This is a genomic window from Brevibacterium antiquum CNRZ 918 (assembly GCF_900169145.1).
Taxonomy (GTDB): Bacteria; Actinomycetota; Actinomycetes; order Actinomycetales; family Brevibacteriaceae; genus Brevibacterium; species Brevibacterium koreense.
The window spans coordinates 74,835-92,045 of record NZ_FXZD01000002.1; the positions used below are offsets into that span (position 1 = coordinate 74,835).

Here is a 17,211-nt window from a genome sequence, read left to right on the forward strand (position 1 = left end):
GTCTGACAGACACCGAATCGGGTCATTCGCCGAATTTGGAGGGTGTGACATCCTCGTTGGCGAAGCGTCTGAATCCGCTGAGGAATATCCAGTAGAAAAACCCATTGACAGGCGCTACGAGCAGAGTTTCCCACCACGAAAACATCTCGTTGCCCCAGCCGATGAGATTCATTCCGAAATACACAAGGGGAAACAGGACAGCCACTATGGCGGCCTCTTTCAGGCTGCGCCGGTCGTTGAGCAGCTCCTTGATTGCGTCCTTCATAGGACCACCACGCTACTACTAGAGACGTTTTTCGCAACCTCTCTTGGTATTCGTGCGTCTCACACCCGGCGCGCCTCGCCGCCGGCTCCCCTCACCCGTAGTTTCTTCCACAACCCCTGCCAGGGTTGTTCATGAAGCCACCGGTGCCGAAAACAAGAGCAGACGTAGGACGCAGAAGTACCGGGAGGAGATGCGACTCCCCTTGAGGAACATTCGGTCGGACCTCAAACCCCGGTCGTGATCGAATCGTCGACGATTCCGCGGGCACGGCGTTCTTCGAGGCGAGCGCGCTGCGGCTCGACCACGTGGCGCGGGTCCTTCGTCGATTCGATGCCGGCCTCGAGCACACCGAAACGCGTGTACGCCGAGGCGGCCGCCAATGCCGCACCGCTGACAACCGAGACGGCGCGCAGTGCAGCTCGAGTCTTCCAGCTGCGTCTGCCCGCAGCCCCCGCGACCCGAACTGCGAGACCGGCAACACCAGTACTGCCCCCGCGACCCAGCTTCTCCGTGAACACCCGGGCCCCCACTTCGACAGCAGCAGTGCCGATCGCACCGGCGATGAGCAGCTTCTCCGCCCGGTGGAGTTTGCGGCCGGGCTCGCCGTCTTCGAGCGGGTCAACCTCGGCAGGATGCATGCCCTGCTTCATCCGATTCATCGCGAACGCCTCGCCGGCGGCACCAGCGAGCGCGAGCAGACGCGCTGGTCCGGTCTCCCGCACCGGAGCCAGAGCCATGGCCGCTCCCCCGGCAGCCACGGCCGCCGAGGACACAAAGACGTACGACAGGCCGTTTCGGCCGGCGGCGTTCCAGGTGGGGACCGCGGTGTCGCCGAGCAGCGCCCCGGTGTATGCGGCCAGCGGTGTCGCAAAGAGAGCTGATTCGAATGCCGCTGGCGTCTCCATCGCATGAAGCAGGCTGCGCAGCGGACCCAACGGCAGCCGCAGCCCGGTCAATCGATCCGCCTCGATCGCGGCCAGGACTCCTGAGCCGACTCCGAATCCAGACAGGATCCATGTGCCCAGGCTCATGGGCGAACTGACCTTGAAGACGCGCATCATGTTGAGGAAGCGTTCTGGCCGGCCGAGATCGGCCACGAGTGCCGCTCCCCCGACACCGGTCGCGGTGATCGCGGTCAGTCTGGTCGCAATCCGCAGCTGCGGACGGTCGCTGAACTGCGCACCGAGTCCCAGCAGCGAAGAGCCGCCGGCCAATCCGCCGAGGAACAGGTAAAGCGCGATCTCATCACCCCATGGTGGAGCCTTGACGATCGACCTGCCGTAGTAGGAGGAGAATTCGACATCCTCGACCATCGGCATCTCACGGTTGCCGTCGGCCCCACGGTTCTTCCAACCCTGACCGCCGCCACCGCCGCCGCCACGTCCGGCGCCGCCGTTACCGCCCGGACCGCTGCCGGGTCGACCACCTCGGCGACGCTTCTTTCGACCGCGATCGAGCTCAGGTGGGCGGTAGGAATCGTATTCGGAAGTGCTCATGGACGGCGGCTCCCCAGGAACGCGAGTCCGGCGGCAGCGACCATGCCGAGCGCGGCCATACCGGCTTTGGCATACATCTGCGGCAGGTCCTTCGTGGCCACCCGCGGGTCCGGTGGCAGGCCGTAGACCTCGGGCTCGTCGAGGATGAGGAAGACGGATCCGGTTCCCCCGACCCCATCGTTCGGGTTGGCTCCGTACAGGCGGGCCTCGGTCAGACCCTGCGAGTGAAGCTGGGCCACGCGGGCGTGGGCTTTGTCGACCATGTCATCGTGGTCGCCGAACTTGATGGACTCGGTGGGGCAGGTCTGCGCGCAGGCCGGTTCCTGACCATCGACGAGGCGGTCATAGCAGAGCGTGCATTTGTTTGCCGTGTTCTTGTCCGGCACATCCATATCCGCGGCGCTGCGGTCACGGTCGGTGGGGGTGTTGATCGTCCCGTCGTCGCGGCGTTCGATGACGCCGAAGGGGCAACCAGCCACGCAGGTTCCGCAGCCGTTGCAGACGTCATTCTGCACGACGACGGTGTCGAATTCAGTGCGGAAGAGTGCGCCGGTGGGGCAGACGTCGAGGCACCCGGCGTGGGTGCAGTGCTTGCACACGTCCGAGGACATCAGCCAGCGGAAGTCCGCGGTGTCCGGCGGCGTCGTGTCGAGCTTGGCGATGTCCTCCGGGTTGCTCGGGTCGAGAGCTCCAGGCGCCAGCAGGTCGATGCCCATCGGCGGTGTCGACGGCAGACCGCCACCCGAGGCGCCGGCACCATTGGAGCCGGACTCTGCCGCACCCAGTGCACCACCGAGTGGCTGAGCGCCCGCACTCTCATCGGTTCGGGGTCGGATCGAGGGCATGCCGAGGTTGACGAGTTTCCGCCCGGATTCGCGGGCGGCTTCGATCCGTTCGCCGTCCTGTTCGATGAAGGCGACATGGCGCCACGTGTTGGCTCCGAGGCTGCCCGTGTTGTCGTACGAGGAACCGAGAAGTTCGAAGGTCCCGTCCTGCGGGTTGTTGTTCCACTCCTTGCACGCGACCTCGCAGGCCTTACAGCCGATGCAGATCGACGTATCGGTGAAGAACCCTTTGCGCTCCTGCGCGGAACCGTGCCAGTGCCCGTCCGCAACAGCGTCGTTCTCGACAGTCGTCGACATCAGTCCTCCTCGTTTCCTCTATTGTCCACCGTATCCTCGCCGGTTGGCTCGCCTTCAGATGAAGGCGCTCCCTCGCCGAGGTTGCCCGTCTCTACGCTGTCCGCATCCGAACCGACATACCCTTGGTCCGGATCACCATCTGTCGGGTCACCGTCATCTGCCCGGTTGCCTGCGCCCTTCGCGGTTGGCTGCATGTCGATCCGACCAGTGCGATCATCGGCACTGTCCGTGAGGCTGGAATCTTCGGCCACCTCGGCGCCGGAGGGGTCCCCACCATCGCTCGACTCAGCACCATAGGTTCGACCGGGACTGACGCCCACTGCGGAGTCGCCACCACGGTGAGGGTGCCCGCCCTTGTGTGCTTCGGAGCCAGCCTCATGTGAAGCGGCCACGACATCATCGGAGACAGTGACGAGCTGGTTGCCCGATTCGGGGCCCAGCCCCGCCTCACGCTGGTACTTCTCGACGAAGTCGACGAGCTCGGGACCGCGCGGACGCCGGCCCGGCATGATCGTGCCGGCCACGTACTTGCTGTTCTGGATGAACACGTTGGGATCCATCGTCACGCCCAGCAGGTCGTTCGCGGAGTCGCCTTCGACCGTGGCGTCGCCACCCACGCCCCAGTGATAGGGCAGGCCGATCTGGTGGATGGTCTTCCCACCGATCGTCAGCGGCGTCATCCGGCGGGTCACGAGCACACGGGCCTCGATGGCCGCCCGCGGGGAGACCAAGGTCGCCCAGCCGTAGGGCTCAAGCCCCACCTCGGCGGCGAGCTCCGGTGAGATCTCGCAGAACATCTCCGGCTGCAGCTCGGACAGGTACGGCAGCCAGCGCGACATGCCGCCTGCGGTGTGGTGTTCGGTCAGTCGGTAGGTCGTGAACACGTACGGGTAGACCTCGGAGCCGGGGTTGCCGGCGCCGGGCGCGGACAGGTTGTCCTCACGGCGCATGACCAGACGGGTCGGTGAACTCTGCTGATCGTAGAGCGGGTTGGCAACCGTCGATTCCTGCGGTTCGTAGTGTGTGGGCATCGGTCCGTCGATCATGCCGCTGGGGGCGAACAGCCAGCCCTTGCCGTCGGCCTGCATGATGAATGGGTCGTCACCGTCGAGGTTGGCCGGACCGCCGTGGGCCTGATCCGAACGCGCCGAGGGTGCTCGGTCGATCGGGAAGTCAGGCACGTCCTTGCCCGTCCACTTGCCTGATTCCTCATCCCACCAGACGAATTTCTTCCGTTCCGACCATGGCGCGCCGTCCGGGGCCGCCGAGGCGCGGTTGTAGAGGATGCGACGGTTCGCCGGCCACGCCCACGCCCACTCGGCGGCGGTCTCGTCCTGCTCGTCACGCGGCTTGCGCCGGGCAGCCATGTTCTGCCCGCCCGCGTAGATGCCTGCGTAGATCCAGCAGCCACCGGCGGTGGTGCCGTCATCGGTCATCTGATTGAAGTTGTCGAGCGGGACTCCGTCCTTCTCGCCGCCGACGTAGTAGCCGTTGATCTCGGCCAGCACGGATTCGGGGTCAACCTCGCCCTCCTCGTCGACCGGGTAGTCCCATGTCATGTCGAGCAGCGGTCGATCACGAGGGTCCTCGGAGTTCTTGAGCTTTTCCCGGACCCGTTTGCCGAGTTCGAAGAAGAAATCGAGCTCGCTCTGCGCATCCCCGGGCGGGTTGACGGCCTTGTGGCGCCACTGAACGAGGCGCTGCGTCTGGGTGAAGGTGCCGGCCTTCTCCGTGTGGTTGGCGGCGGGCATGAAGAACATCTCGGTCTCGATGTCCTCGGTCTTGAGCTCACCGCTTTCGATCTCCGGGCCGTCCTTCCACCAGGTGGCGGATTCGATGAGCCGGAAGTCGCGAACGACCATCCATTTGAGGTGACTCATCGCCATGCGCTGCATCCGCCCATTGGCCGATCCCACCGCCGGGTTCTGCCCCAGCAGGAAGTAGCCGTCGACGCCGTCGTTGAGCATGCGTACCTGCGTCTGATAGGTGCCGTGAGCACCGTTGATCTTCGGCAGATAGTCGTAGGCGAAGTCGTTCTCCTTCGTCGCCGCATCGCCCCACCAGGCCTTGAGCAGGCTGGTGGCGTAGCTGCGGCCGTTGGCCCAATAACCCTTGTGGGTCTCTGGGGTGCCAACCGCACCGACATAGTCTTCGAAGGTCTCGTGAACCCCGGCGCTGGGCATCGGCAGGTAGCCAGGCAGCAGATTGAACAGGGTCGGAATGTCGGTCGAGCCCTGGATTGTGGCGTGTCCGCGAAGTGCCATGATGCCGCCGCCGGGACGACCCATGTTGCCCAGCAGGAGCTGGAGGATCGAGGCGGTGCGGATGAACTGGGCGCCCAGGGAGTGCTGGGTCCAGCCCACGGCGTAGGCGAAGCACGTGGTGCGTTCGCGCCCGGAGTTCTGGGTCACCGACTCGACCAAGTATTCGAAGTCGGCGGGTTTGATGCCGCAGTTCTCGGCCACCATCTCCGGCGTGTACCGGGAGTAGTGGCGCTTGAGGATCTGGAACACCGACCTGGGGTCGCTCAGGCTCTCATCCCTGACCGCACGACCTGCTTCGTCGGTCTGGTATGCCCAGGACGAGTTGTCGTAGGAGTTAGTGTCCGGATCGAATCCGGAGAAGAGTCCGTCGAGGTCCTCCGTGTCCTGATAGCTCTCGCTGATCAGGTTCGCAGCGTTCGTGTATGCGCGGACGTACTCGTCGAAGTGCAGACCGTCGCTTAGGACACGGTTGATGAGCGCACCGAGCAAGACGATGTCGGAGCCGGCCCGGATCGGGACGTGCTTATCGGCAATCGCGGTGGTGCGCGTGAAGCGAGGATCGACGTGGATGACGCGTGCACCCCGGGCCTTGGCCTCGGTCACCCATTGGAAGCCCACAGGATGGCACTCGGCCATATTGGAGCCCTGGATGATGATGCAGTCGGCATTCGCCATATCCTGGACGGGTTGTGTGGCGCCGCCTCGCCCAAACGAGGTTCCCAAACTGGGAACCGTGGCGGAGTGTCAAATACGCGCCTGGTTCTCGATCTGGATCGCGCCCGCAGCCGTGTAGAGCTTCTTCGCGAGGTAGTTCTCCTCGTTGTCGATGGTCGCCCCGCCGAGGCTGGCGATCCCCATCGTGCGACGCAGCGGGTGGCCCTTGTCGTCGAAGTCCTCCCAATGCTTGCGGCGGGCTTCGATGAAGCGATCGGCGACCATGTCGATCGCGGTATTCAGATCGAGTTTCTGCCAGTCCTTGGCCCTGGGGGCTCGGTAGAGGACCTCGGTGATGCGCCCGTTGGCGTTGACCAGCTGTTCGCTGGCGGCACCCTTGGGGCAAAGGCGTCCACGTGAGATCGGTGAGTCCGGGTCACCTTCGATCTGGATGACCTTGTCATCCTTGACGAAGACTTTTTGGCCGCAGCCGACGGCGCAGTATGGGCAGACCGACTGCACCACTTTGTCCGCCGTGGCGGTGCGTGGGGTGGTCTCCCGCGTTTTCTGGGACACCACTGATTCGCCGCGCCCCGACGCATCGGAGGAACGCAGCTGCCGGATCACCGGCCACTCGAGAGGACTGAACCTAGCCATGGCTCACATCCTAGCCCTTCTCGGTGGCCGATGGTGACCAATTCGGTCACGATCATCCGCAGTGTTTCACGAGGTGAGATGCGGTGGTCTCATTCGCCGAGGTGGTCCCCGGCTGACGCTGTCGTCAGTCGGTGATCCTGTGTGCCAGGAGCACGCTGTCGTCGAGCTCGGCCGGTTGACCGTCGGGCCCTTCGACCTCGCGGGTGCGCAGTTCGGCGAGTTCGATCTCCCACCGGGCGGGGCTGCCGCCGATGAGCAGGGCGAAATCGCCATTCGGGCTCACCGGCTCATGGTGATGACCCAGGCCATGACCCAGTTCCTCATCATGGTTCTCGGCCCACGGCGGCATCTGTGCGTGGGAGATGAGCAGCAGCCGGCCGTCGGGTGCGACGTGCTCGGCGACTCTCCCGACGAGCTCCTCACGGGTGTCAGGCAACCGGGTGTGGAGGAAGCAGCCGATGACGAGGTCATAGCCACCTCGGCGAGGATGCTCTTCGTCGGAATTCGAACCTGCGGGACCCCAGGAGGAGACGTCAGCGACCTGAAACGATGCGGTGACGCCCTTCGCCCCGGCCGCTTCCGCAGCCCGGTCGACCGCGGTCTGCGACAGGTCGATGCCGGTGACATCCCAGCCGTGTTCGGCCAGCCAGATCGCGTCGGCACCCTCGCCGCAGCCGACGTCAAGCACACTGCCTGCAGGGAGGCTGCCGACTGCGGCGACGAGTGCCTCGTTGGGGTTGCCCGACCAGATCGCATCGCCGGTTCCGGCGTAGCGCTCCTCCCAGGCCGCAACGGAGTCAGGAACTCCGTCATGGGCGGCCTGTTGGGGTTCGGTCACTGCTCCGTTCCGGATTCAGATGACGCCTCCAAGGTTTCAGTGGCCTCTGCGCCTTCGGCTGCGTCGACTTCGGCCTCCTGCTTGGCCAATTCCTCGCGGACCTCGTTCATGTCGAGCTCCTTGACCGCGGTGATGACCTGTTCGAGCTGAGGTGCGGCGAGCGCACCCGGCTGGGCGAAGACGACGATGCCCTCACGGAAGGCGACGAGGGTCGGGATAGAGGAGATCGCGAAGAGTCCCGCAAGTTCCTGCTGGGCCTCGGTGTCGACCTTGCCGAAGACCACGTCGGAGTACTGCTCGGAGGCCTCCTCGTACACGGGGGCGAACTGCTTGCAGGGGCCGCACCAGTCGGCCCAGAAGTCGAGGAGAAGGATCGAGCTGTCGGTGATGGTTGATTCGAAGTTGTCTTTGGTGATTTCGATCGTAGACATCCGGGCAGTCTAAACGCCGACTATGAACACTGTCTGGACATTTTCGCAATCTGGACACCAGGCCGGATCACGGCCTCGATTCTGCCTGAGTCAGTCGACAGCACCTGGGCCCGAACCTGCGGCGGTCAGTCGACGAGGTCGTCAATCGCCTGATCTGCGGTCACGATCGTGACCGGGAACGGATTGCATGTAGTCCAAAATATGAATTCTTCGAACCTTTTGTCACCGAGGGCCGATACACTCTGTTAGAGTTGAATTGTTCTCGTACGAAACTGTACTGAACGTGTGGTGCCGCGAGCGTAGGTAGATTCGCTTGGTACCGTGCTGTTGCCTGTTGGCGCGTGTCTACCGTCCGCGCCTCTCAAACTTTCTGAATTTTCAATCCAGCCGTCCATCGGCTTACGTCCAGCACCTTCGAGTGCATTACCGATACCGAGCTTTCCCGCTTTCGCCTGAGACTAGGATTTTTGACATCAGCACGAATTCCGGAACTTCGGTTTCTCCACAGTTTTTCGTAGGACCTGCGTTAATACGCAGACCATCCAACGAGAAGTCACACTTCCAGATCACCGAAAGGTCGATGTCATCGATCAGATCAGGTCTCTGACAGTGTGAACAGCCGGGCCCACAAAAGGGTCCGACCATCCAGATCGCTTCGGCGGTCACCAGTTTAAAATAAGGATACAAAGATTATGGCTACAGGTACCGTGAAATGGTTCAACTCGGAAAAAGGTTTCGGATTCATCCAGCCTGACGATGGTTCAGCAGACGTCTTCACTCACTTCTCCGCAATCGAATCGACCGGCTACCGCGAACTCGCCGAGGGCCAGAATGTCGAATTCGACTCGGAAATGGGTTCCAAGGGCCTCCAGGCCACAAGCGTTCGCCCCCTCTGAGACTTCCGTAACTTTCCGGTCCCGGCCGGATCGCGATTGATTCGTCAATCGCGAGCACCTGTCGGGAACGCAGTTGCACTGAGTTACACCAAAAGCGTGTGTTCGCGTTTGGAGTTTGTGTCTTCACTTGCTCCGAATGCGGTCACACGCTTTTCGGCGTTTCGAGACAATTTCGGAGCCCTGACGGGGCCGATTCTGCATCCTAGCGGCGAGGCCACAGGTCGTCATTGCGGTATTGGCGATGCGATTGGAAAGAAATGCGACTGCTGCGGAAGAACAGTCTGTAACGTGGGATCTCTGCAACTGATCTTCTCTCCAGGCGGGTGACGCAATGACTGGGACCCACGGCTCTCTGCCTCCATCGACGGTTGTCTTCGACCTTGGAAACGTTCTCATCGGGTGGGATCAAACGGGTCCGCTGGCCGATCGGATGAGCCGGGAGGAGTGGAACCAGTTCGCCGCTGAGGCGGATTTCACCTCCTTGAACACCGCGTCGGACAGCGGGGTGCCGGTCAAGGACATCATTGCTCGGGCTGCCCGGAACGATCCCCGTCACGGCGAGGTCATCGCCGCCTACTACGAACGATTCGACCTGTCCCTCACCGGCCCGATCGAAGGAATGGCGGAACTCGTCGCCGAACTCAAGGCATCGGGTCTCAGACTGCTGGGCCTCTCGAACTGGTCGGCAGAGACCTTCCACCATGCACCGACAGTCGCACCGGCGATCAATGAGCTCGAAGACGTCGTGGTCTCCGGGAGGGAGAAGCTGGTCAAACCCGACCCGGAGATCTTCCGTCTGCTGTGCCGACGCTTCCACCTTGTCCCCGAACAGACGGTCTTCGTCGACGACCTGGCGACGAACATCGACGCCGCGAAGAAACTGGGCTTCATCGGGTTGGTCTTCACAGATGCCCAGACGCTGCGCGAGGACCTCGTGTCGCTCGGAATCTTCGCCTCCTGAGAGACCGAGGCATGCACCCTGTCATCCGGGCCCAAGAAGGTCTTTTCAGCGCACCTGCCAGTCGCGTCAATGGATTCCTGGATCTCGGGATCGTCTCATTCTTTGACCCGAACGTCGCCGGGTCCTTGCACGGTCACTCCGCGTGTATCTGTTTCCCTGAAATCTGCTGTGCTCTGAATTCTGCTGTGCTCTGAATTCTGCGGTGGTCTGAAGGTCTGCTGTCGGACCGGAATCCCGCTCTTAGTCGTTCACACGTCCAAACTCGTCCTTCATCGTGGTCAGCGTCCTGTGGATGTTCAGTCGCTGGAAATCTGCGAAGCTGCTGCCGCCGGTGAGCACACGATCAATGATGGCCGCGGCCCAGTCGGGCCAGGTTGTGCGGTCGTCGTTCCAGGTCTCGGTGACCCGCGTGCGCCCGCCGACGTTCTCGAACTCGTAGACCCAGGTGGCGATGCCTCCGCTGATCGTCGGCGACTTCGCCCCGATCTTTCGAACCTGAAAAGCGAACAGTCGACCCGGTTCAGAGGCGGTGACGACACATTCGGTGACCCACCGTGCACGGTTGCGATGATTTTTTCCCTCGAAGACTTCGCCCATCTGCAATGGCCTGGCTTCACCAGGAGTCTGCGCACCCGTGTTCTCCGGGCTCCAGCGCCGCATCTGCTTCGGATCGGCCACCTGCTCCCATAGAGTGTTGGCATCGACATTGATGATCATGCTGTCGCTGACGTGGGCCGTGCGTTTCATCGGATTCCCTTCCTTGGTTTCGTCCAGCCTAGTGGTGCCGTTGAAGCGTAGTCTGAAGCCCATGCCTCCGAACCCGACGCCCCGCTTGAGTTTCCACGAGATGTCAACGGATGATCTCGACGATATGGCGGACCTTCTCGGCGATCCCCTGGTCATGGAGTACTACCCCCGCCCCAAGGACCGCAGGGAAGCCGCCGAGTGGATCGGCTGGAACCTTCGCAACTATGCAGAACACGGTCATGGGCTCTGGATCATCGAGACCCATGACGGCGAATTCATCGGCGACTGCGGTCTGACCTGGCAGACGGTCGATCAGTCTCTCGCCCTGGAGGTCGGATATCACGTGAAGACCTCGGCTCAGAGGCTCGGCTATGCCGCCGAGGCAGCCACCGCCTGTCGTGACTACGCGAGCTCACATGTGCTGGCGGTGCGAATCGTCTCGATCATCCATCTGGACGCGCCGACCTTCACTGCGCTCCGTGTCCGAGGAGTGCAGCTTCATGCGCGACCGCCTGGTCACGCAGCGCCTGGGCAACGGCGGCAACGGCGGGGCGACGCATCGAGTCGGGTCGCAGCACCATCCAGTAGGGCAGCCGTTCCGACAAAGACTCCGGCAGGAGTCGGACCAGATCGTCATGCAGATCCCCCATAAAACAGGGCAGGAATCCAATGCCCGCACCAGCGCGGGTGGCTTCCACATGGATGAACACATTGGTCGAGGACAGCCCGTCTTTCATCGTCGGGACCAAACGGCGCGGAGCGTCCAGGTCGTCGACTTGGAGCATCGAGTCAACGAAGTACACCAGTCGATGTTCGACCAGCTCCTCCACCGTTGCCGGGGTGCCGTGTTCAGACAGGTAGTCCCTTGAGGCGTACATCCCCAGCTCGTAGTCACCGAGCTTGAATGCCTCGGCCCGATGCACTTGAGGTTCGCCCACGACGACTTCGATATCGAGGCCAGAGCGCTGTTGCAGGGCCTGGCGGGTCACGGTCACGATCTCCACGCTCAGGCCCGGGTGCTGGCGCCGCAGCTTGGTCACAGCGGGTGCCGCCACGTAGGCACTGAAACCGTCGGTTGCCGTCATCCGAACCACTCCGGTGATGGGATCGGGTGCACGACCCGAGTCGCCGAGCCCGCGGACAGCATCTTCGACCTGCTCGGCCACCCGGACGGCTTCAGTACCCAGTTGCGTCAGCTCCCATCCGCCGGCTGCTCGGGACAGAACGCGTCCGCCGAGGGCCTTCTCCAAGGCGGCGATTCGGCGAGAGATCGTCGTGTGGTTCAGCCCCAGCGTGGCCGCTGCCGTAGTGAACTTGGCCGAGCGGGAAACGGTGAGCAGCACCAGGAGGTCGTTGGGTGTCGTGTCCATATCTGCGATATTACGCACGAACGTCGCCGTTTGTGTCTCGGGTTCGCGGATCGTGTGCGCAGATACTCATATGGACGGCCTCCATGCGATGCAGGCACAGTAGTGACATGGCCCAACTGGATCTGCCCTTCACACGTGCTCGATCTGAACGAATCCTTCTGCGAAAAGCTGTGTCGGTAGACCTCGATGCCTATGTCGAGATGTCTGCGGACCCCGAAGTCCGCCGCTACCTGGGTAGCCCGGTATCGGCTCAACGACTGCGCGCACGCATCGAGGCCCGCGGGATCGCATCTGTCACCGAGGACCCTGGAGCCTTCGTTATCACTGAACCGTCGACAGGCCAACTGATCGGAACCCTGATGCTCGAAAGGCGCTCCGTCCATCGTCGAGGCCATGTCGAACCGGACGCCGATGAACTGGAGGTGTCGTACCTGCTGCGAAGACGATCATGGGGACAGGGTCTGGCCACTGAAGCAGTATCTCTGCTCCTGCGTACGGCCGCCGCGCATCTTCCAGATCAGACTGTCCTCGCCGTCACGCAGAGCTCGAATCTGCCATCTCTCGCCCTCGCTCAGCGAATCGGTTTTGCCTACGCGGCCACCTTCACTGAGTTCGATGCGGAGCAATGGCTCGGTGCGGGGCAGCTCCACTCTCTCGGTGGCATTTCGAAGAGTTGAACTCGTTTGGGCCGCTTCGCCCACCATCGGTTCGGGTTGACCTGGCGGTAAGAATTCCGCACATTTGTCTCACTGGGGCTCTGTCTACGATGATTCGCCGCGGGACAACGATCCACATCTCGTCTATCTGCTCCTTGCCGAAGATACCGGTGCCGAAGTGGAAGGCGGCGGCGAATTGGCCGAATAGGAACCAGAAGGCCAGTATGAGTGGTCATGTCATCCTCGTCGATGGCGGATTCGACACACTGAAACGTGGCGAGGACATCTGGGAAACCGCCTAGGCAGGCGCATCTCGGGAGTACAGTCGATCACCCCTCGCCGACCGCTAACGCGGAACTTTCACCTCGAGAGTCGCGCCGCCGAACCCATTCTCGGTATCCCTGCCCTGGACGGTGACGACGTCGACGCCGTCGGGAATCTCAAGATCGCTCTGGGTACGCGTCACGGGCTGCTCGTCGGCGTGGTCATGACCCAGCGTGTGCTCACCAAGCTCGTTCCCCTCCGCATCCAGCACGCGCCAGCCGTTGGCGTACCGCTGCGGGCTGTCATACTCCGAGCTGAGCGTCACTTCCAGCGACCAGGCTCCATTGCCGTCGCTCTCAAGCACCGCACCGAGGACGTCGGGATACTCAGCGTCCTTTGTGTCCGCATCGATGTCCGCAGATGCGCTAGCGGAGACACTCGGCGGCGAGCTGTCCTCGGAACCGGACAAGTCTCCACCACAGCCGCCCAGCACCGAGATCAAGCCCAGCGTCGAGCCCACAGCTAGCGCGACTCGATGCGGCCTTTTCTGGCACGCCTTCACAGGTCGGGTCATGTCTGCATTATGCCAGCCAGCCGGTGACCACACCACTCAGGCAGACCCCCAGATCGCCGGTGACGTGCCTATTGCGGCATATTGACGAACCGTGACTTCGCGCCCTGGAAGGCTACGGAGATGTCAGCGGTCGGGCCCGCACGGTGCTTGGCGACGATGATGTCGGCCTCGCCGGCGCGCTCGTGTTCCTTGTCGTACATGTCGTCACGGTGGATGAGCAGAACCATATCGGCATCCTGCTCGATCGAACCGGACTCACGCAGGTCAGAGATCATCGGCCGCTTGTCCGTCCTCTGCTCACTGCCACGGTTGAGCTGGGAGAGTGCGATGACCGGGATCTCGAGCTCTTTGGCCAAAAGCTTGAGTGAACGGGAGAACTCGGAAACCTCCTGCTGACGCGACTCGACTCGTTTGCCGGAGCTCATCAGCTGCAGGTAGTCGACGCAGACCATCTTGAGGTCGTGCTGCTGCTTCAGTCGTCGGCACTTCGCGCGGATCTCGGTCAGCGCCATGTTCGGGGAATCGTCGACGAACAGCGGGGCATCGTTGATGCGCGATTCCGTCGCAGCCAGGGTCGTCCAGTCGTGAGGGGACAGTTCACCTCGGCGAAGGTTCTGGAGAGGAATCTCTGACTCTGCCGACAGCAGACGCATGACGAGTTCGTTCTTGCCCATCTCCAAGGAGAAGAAGACTGCGGCCTGTCCGTGGTGGATCGCCGCCGAGCGCATGAAGTCCAGCGCCAGAGTCGACTTGCCGACACCGGGACGAGCGGCGATGACGATCATCGTGCCCGGATGGAAGCCGTTGGTGAGCTGGTCGAATTCGGTGAAACCGGTCGGCACGCCCGCAGTCTGCCCATCGGTGTCGCCGTTGCGTTCGATCTCCTGAGCGACATCGCTGAGGATATCGGAGAGGATCACATAGTCCTCAGTGGTGTGACGCTCAGTGACCTGGTAGATCTCCGCCTGGGCCGAGTTCACGACCTCATCGGTGTCACCTTCCGCGTCATAGCCCATCTGCACGATGCGAGTGCCGGCTTCGACGAGGCGACGCAGGACTGCCTGCTCGCGCACGATCGCGGCGTAGTAGCCGGCGTTCGCGGCAGTCGGGACGGAAGAGATCAGCGTGTGCAGGTACGCCGCCCCACCGACTCGGGACAGGTCACCGGTCTTCGTGAGGTAGTTCGCCACGGTCACGGAGTCCGCGGGTTCACCGCGCGAATACAGGTCGAGGACGGCTTCGTAGATGGTCTCGTGAGCAGGCTTGTAGAAGTCATCGCCGGTCATGGATTCGACGCAGTCGGCGATCGCATCCTTGGACAGAAGCATCGCACCGAGGACGCTCTGCTCGGCCTCGACGTCCTGCGGCGGGGTCCTCATCCCGTCAAACCCCTGATTGTTGCTCAATCGTCTTCCTCTTCCTCGAACCTCGTCGGCGGACACCCGCTTTCAACGCCCTCCAACTGTACCTGGATCGGGAAGCCGCAGACCCACCTCGGCGGGGATATCCGGGTGTGAACACACGCTCACTCCGGCGTCCTCAGGCTCCGTCCTCATTCCTTCGAACGACCCGCTGTCGCGACGGTCACGAGAATAGGCTTCGCCAGCTGCAGTCCCGATCTGATGATGAGAATACCGGGAACAACTGACACGAGAATCGTCAGCACTGCGATCGGTTTGAACACGAGCTCCTGCTTAGGCCCCGGCGTTCACGGTGGTGACACTGCGCACGAGCGGACGGGTGAACTGCAGTCCCAGCCACACCATTGCCACGCCGCCGACGAGCACTGATGCGACAACCGCTATGGTCAGAGGATCGCCGAGGTCACCCGCTGACGCCATGAGAGCGGCCAGCATTCCGCCCAGCACCAGGGACATGAGGGTGACGAGGATGATGGGCGACATCACCGCGGTGACGGTGACCCGGTGCATCATCGTCTGTGTCATTCCCGCCGAATGCAGCTCCCGGTAGGTCGATGCCCGGTCGAGGATGTCTGCCGCCTGGTTGATCGTCGCGGAGATCACGATGAAGACGAATGCGATGGCCAGGGTGAGGATGAGTCCGGTGAAGATGTCGTCGGCCATGTACTGGTACGGGCCCATGATGGCCCTGTCCTCGGCGGTGAGATCGCCCTGATTCGCCCGCATCATCGCCGTTCCGGCGCCACCGACGACTGCGATGAAGGTGATCATCGCAAGACCGGCCACGCGCCGCCAGTACTGAGCGGGGGCATCGGCGATCATCGACGCCGCGATCATTGCCGTCGGCCCGCGGGCGATCCGGTGACTGAACCAGCCATGGATGCGCATGACGAGGACGCCGATGACGTTGATGAGCAGAAGCGAAATGCCGATCGTGATGATGCTTGCGACAACGAAGACCATCGTCGGCTGGTTCCGGTCGAGGGAGAAGACGAGGGCACCGATCATGCCTGCCACGAGCACGACGACGGCGATGACCCGAGCCACTGGGAATTTTCGCGCCAGTGATCTCGTGCGCACGCCCAGAGGCGAGACCGTGATCTTGCGCAGGCCGAGCAGTGCTGCGGACAGGCAGACGACGAGCAGTCCGATGACGACTGCAGCGAGCAGCCACCAGGGCATCAGGAGTGCGGAGTATCCCAGCGGTTCACCGGTGAAGACGAGGAAGCTGAGCGGGTAGGCCAGCATGAAGTAGCCGATGATTCCGGCGATGATGCCGACGGCTGCGGGGATGAACGGCTCGGCGACCGCGAGGAGTCGGACTGTGCCGGGCTTCGCGCCCAGCAGGGAGAGGGTGGACAGACGCTCGTCCTGGCGCCGGGCGCTCAACTTCGCCGAGGCGACTCCCAAGCTGATCGCGGGAACGATGAGGAAGACCGTGGCCAGGATGGCAAGCATGCGATAGAGGTCGCCCACCTCGGCGTATCCGGAGACCTCGGGACGGTCGTTGAACGCCCAGGCTCCGCCGGCGACGGTGAGGAAGAGGGTCGAGCAGGCGAAGAAGGCGATGGCGACGAGCTTCGAAGTCGTCGAGGTGAAGGACTGTTTGGTCAGGACTATGGGAAGGATATTCATGGTTCGCCTCACCGATTGTTCTCTGCGTACTGAGCGTTCTGCACGTGCTGTGCCGGTGCCTCATAGCGAGTTGGTTCCGGCTGCTGATACGACGGCTGCTGGTTCGACGAGTCGGAGACGACCCGACCATCGGCGAGGCGAACGATGCGCGAGCACCGGGCGGCAACGCTCTCGTCGTGGGTGACGACGACCAGAGTGGATCCTCGTCCGGTCTTGGAGGCGAGGAGCTCGGTGAGCACCTCGGTGGAGGTAGAGGAATCTAGGGCACCCGTGGGCTCATCGGCGAAGGTGATCACAGGCTGGGTGACCTGGGCACGAGCGATAGCCACGCGCTGGGCCTGGCCGCCGGAGAGCTGCCCGATGCGTTTGCTCAGGTGCTCGCCCAGTCCCAGGCGCTGGAGCCACGCTCGGGCATGTTCGGTGGCGTCGGGACGCTTCATGCCCGAGAGCATCGCGGCGAGCGCTACATTGTCTACGGCTGTCAGTTCGGGCAGGAGCAGCCCCTGTTGGAAGACGAATCCGAAGACTTCGCGACGCAGTGCAGTGCGGCCGGCTTCCTTCAGTGAGGTGATCTCTGCGGCGGCGCTGCGCTCGGTGGGCAGGAGTCGGATATGGCCCTCATCGGGACGGATGATGCCGGCCAAACAGTGCAGGAGAGTTGTCTTTCCCGAACCGGAGGGTCCCATGATGGCCAAAGATTCGCCGAGGCCGATGGTGAGATCGACTCCGGCGAGCGCATAGGTCTGGTTGTAGTGTTTGGTAATGTTCGACGACGTGATGATCGCAGGAAGTTGAGTGTTTGTCATGACTCCATATTTTCGCAATCAGCCTTGCACGACCATGAAGTCCTCCCGCCACCCCGGCGGGGAAAACCCGATATTTCGAGCGGGGGTTATGAACCCAGTGATGGACTGGACCTGACCATCCGCCTATCGTGATG

Annotated in this window: 15 protein-coding genes and 2 pseudogenes; 4 read left to right on the plus strand and 13 right to left on the minus strand. The window is 62.8% G+C overall.

Annotated features, from left to right (window positions below):
* Positions 1-22: 22 nt before the first annotated feature.
* From BANT918_RS03005 to trxA, 6 genes and pseudogenes are all read right to left on the minus strand, one after another.
* Entirely contained in the window at positions 23-265 is a 243-nt protein-coding gene (locus BANT918_RS03005; protein WP_101598060.1) for a hypothetical protein, read from the minus strand.
* Positions 266-489: 224 nt separating this feature from the next.
* A complete protein-coding gene (gene nrfD, locus BANT918_RS03010) occupies positions 490-1,761 on the minus strand; it encodes an NrfD/PsrC family molybdoenzyme membrane anchor subunit (RefSeq protein WP_101618892.1) in 1,272 nt (423 codons plus the stop codon).
* The gene (locus tag BANT918_RS03015) at positions 1,758-2,903 is read right to left on the minus strand and encodes a 4Fe-4S dicluster domain-containing protein (RefSeq protein WP_009882810.1); all 1,146 of its coding nucleotides are present in this window, start codon (positions 2,901-2,903) and stop codon (positions 1,758-1,760) included. The genes nrfD and BANT918_RS03015 overlap by 4 nt, the downstream gene beginning before the upstream one ends.
* A 407-nt stretch (positions 2,904-3,310) precedes the next feature.
* Positions 3,311-6,478, minus strand: a pseudogene (gene fdnG, locus BANT918_RS03020) (formate dehydrogenase-N subunit alpha); the annotation flags it as partial.
* A 124-nt stretch (positions 6,479-6,602) separates the two neighbouring features.
* Positions 6,603-7,316, minus strand: a complete 714-nt coding sequence (locus tag BANT918_RS03030; protein WP_101618895.1) for a class I SAM-dependent methyltransferase — start codon at positions 7,314-7,316, stop codon at positions 6,603-6,605.
* Positions 7,313-7,747, minus strand: a complete 435-nt coding sequence (gene trxA / locus BANT918_RS03035; protein WP_101598054.1) for a thioredoxin — start codon at positions 7,745-7,747, stop codon at positions 7,313-7,315. Before trxA ends, BANT918_RS03030 begins: the two co-directional genes overlap by 4 nt.
* A gap of 692 nt (positions 7,748-8,439) precedes the next feature.
* Here trxA and BANT918_RS03040 point away from each other — a divergent pair.
* Positions 8,440-8,643: a cold-shock protein gene (locus BANT918_RS03040; RefSeq protein ID WP_009882802.1), complete on the plus strand. Its 204-nt coding sequence runs from the start codon at positions 8,440-8,442 to the stop codon at positions 8,641-8,643.
* A 331-nt stretch (positions 8,644-8,974) separates the two neighbouring features.
* Complete coding sequence (locus BANT918_RS03045) at positions 8,975-9,604, plus strand: HAD family hydrolase (RefSeq protein WP_101618896.1); 630 nt, start codon at positions 8,975-8,977, stop codon at positions 9,602-9,604.
* 240 nt (positions 9,605-9,844) lie between these two features.
* On the opposite strand, the gene BANT918_RS03050 is transcribed toward BANT918_RS03045, so the two are convergent.
* Positions 9,845-10,351, minus strand: a complete 507-nt coding sequence (locus BANT918_RS03050; RefSeq protein WP_101618897.1) for an SRPBCC family protein — start codon at positions 10,349-10,351, stop codon at positions 9,845-9,847.
* A 124-nt stretch (positions 10,352-10,475) separates the two neighbouring features.
* Between BANT918_RS03050 and BANT918_RS17630 the strand changes: the two are divergent.
* Positions 10,476-10,742: pseudogene (locus BANT918_RS17630) on the plus strand (GNAT family N-acetyltransferase); the annotation flags it as partial.
* 76 nt (positions 10,743-10,818) lie between these two features.
* On the opposite strand, the gene BANT918_RS03060 reads toward BANT918_RS17630, so the two are convergent.
* On the minus strand, positions 10,819-11,721 hold the full coding sequence (locus tag BANT918_RS03060) for a LysR family transcriptional regulator (protein ID WP_101618898.1): 903 nt from the start codon (positions 11,719-11,721) through the stop codon (positions 10,819-10,821).
* 107 nt (positions 11,722-11,828) lie between these two features.
* On the opposite strand from BANT918_RS03060, the gene BANT918_RS03065 reads away from it, so the two are divergent.
* The gene (locus BANT918_RS03065) at positions 11,829-12,398 is read left to right on the plus strand and encodes a GNAT family N-acetyltransferase (RefSeq protein ID WP_167389367.1); all 570 of its coding nucleotides are present in this window, start codon (positions 11,829-11,831) and stop codon (positions 12,396-12,398) included.
* A 325-nt stretch (positions 12,399-12,723) separates the two neighbouring features.
* On the opposite strand, the gene BANT918_RS03070 is transcribed toward BANT918_RS03065, so the two are convergent.
* From BANT918_RS03070 to BANT918_RS03085, 5 genes are all read right to left on the minus strand, one after another.
* The gene (locus BANT918_RS03070) at positions 12,724-13,215 is read right to left on the minus strand and encodes a hypothetical protein (RefSeq protein WP_145996925.1); all 492 of its coding nucleotides are present in this window, start codon (positions 13,213-13,215) and stop codon (positions 12,724-12,726) included.
* 68 nt (positions 13,216-13,283) lie between these two features.
* A complete protein-coding gene (gene dnaB / locus BANT918_RS03075) occupies positions 13,284-14,594 on the minus strand; it encodes a replicative DNA helicase (RefSeq protein WP_101618901.1) in 1,311 nt (436 codons plus the stop codon).
* Between the two features lie 173 nt (positions 14,595-14,767).
* On the minus strand, positions 14,768-14,899 hold the full coding sequence (locus BANT918_RS17915; protein ID WP_267892063.1) for a hypothetical protein: 132 nt from the start codon (positions 14,897-14,899) through the stop codon (positions 14,768-14,770).
* Positions 14,900-14,909: 10 nt separating this feature from the next.
* Positions 14,910-16,271, minus strand: a complete 1,362-nt coding sequence (locus BANT918_RS03080; RefSeq protein ID WP_101618902.1) for an FtsX-like permease family protein — start codon at positions 16,269-16,271, stop codon at positions 14,910-14,912.
* 8 nt (positions 16,272-16,279) lie between these two features.
* A complete protein-coding gene (locus BANT918_RS03085) occupies positions 16,280-17,077 on the minus strand; it encodes an ABC transporter ATP-binding protein (RefSeq protein WP_233430332.1) in 798 nt (265 codons plus the stop codon).
* Between the last annotated feature and the right edge of the window lie 134 nt (positions 17,078-17,211).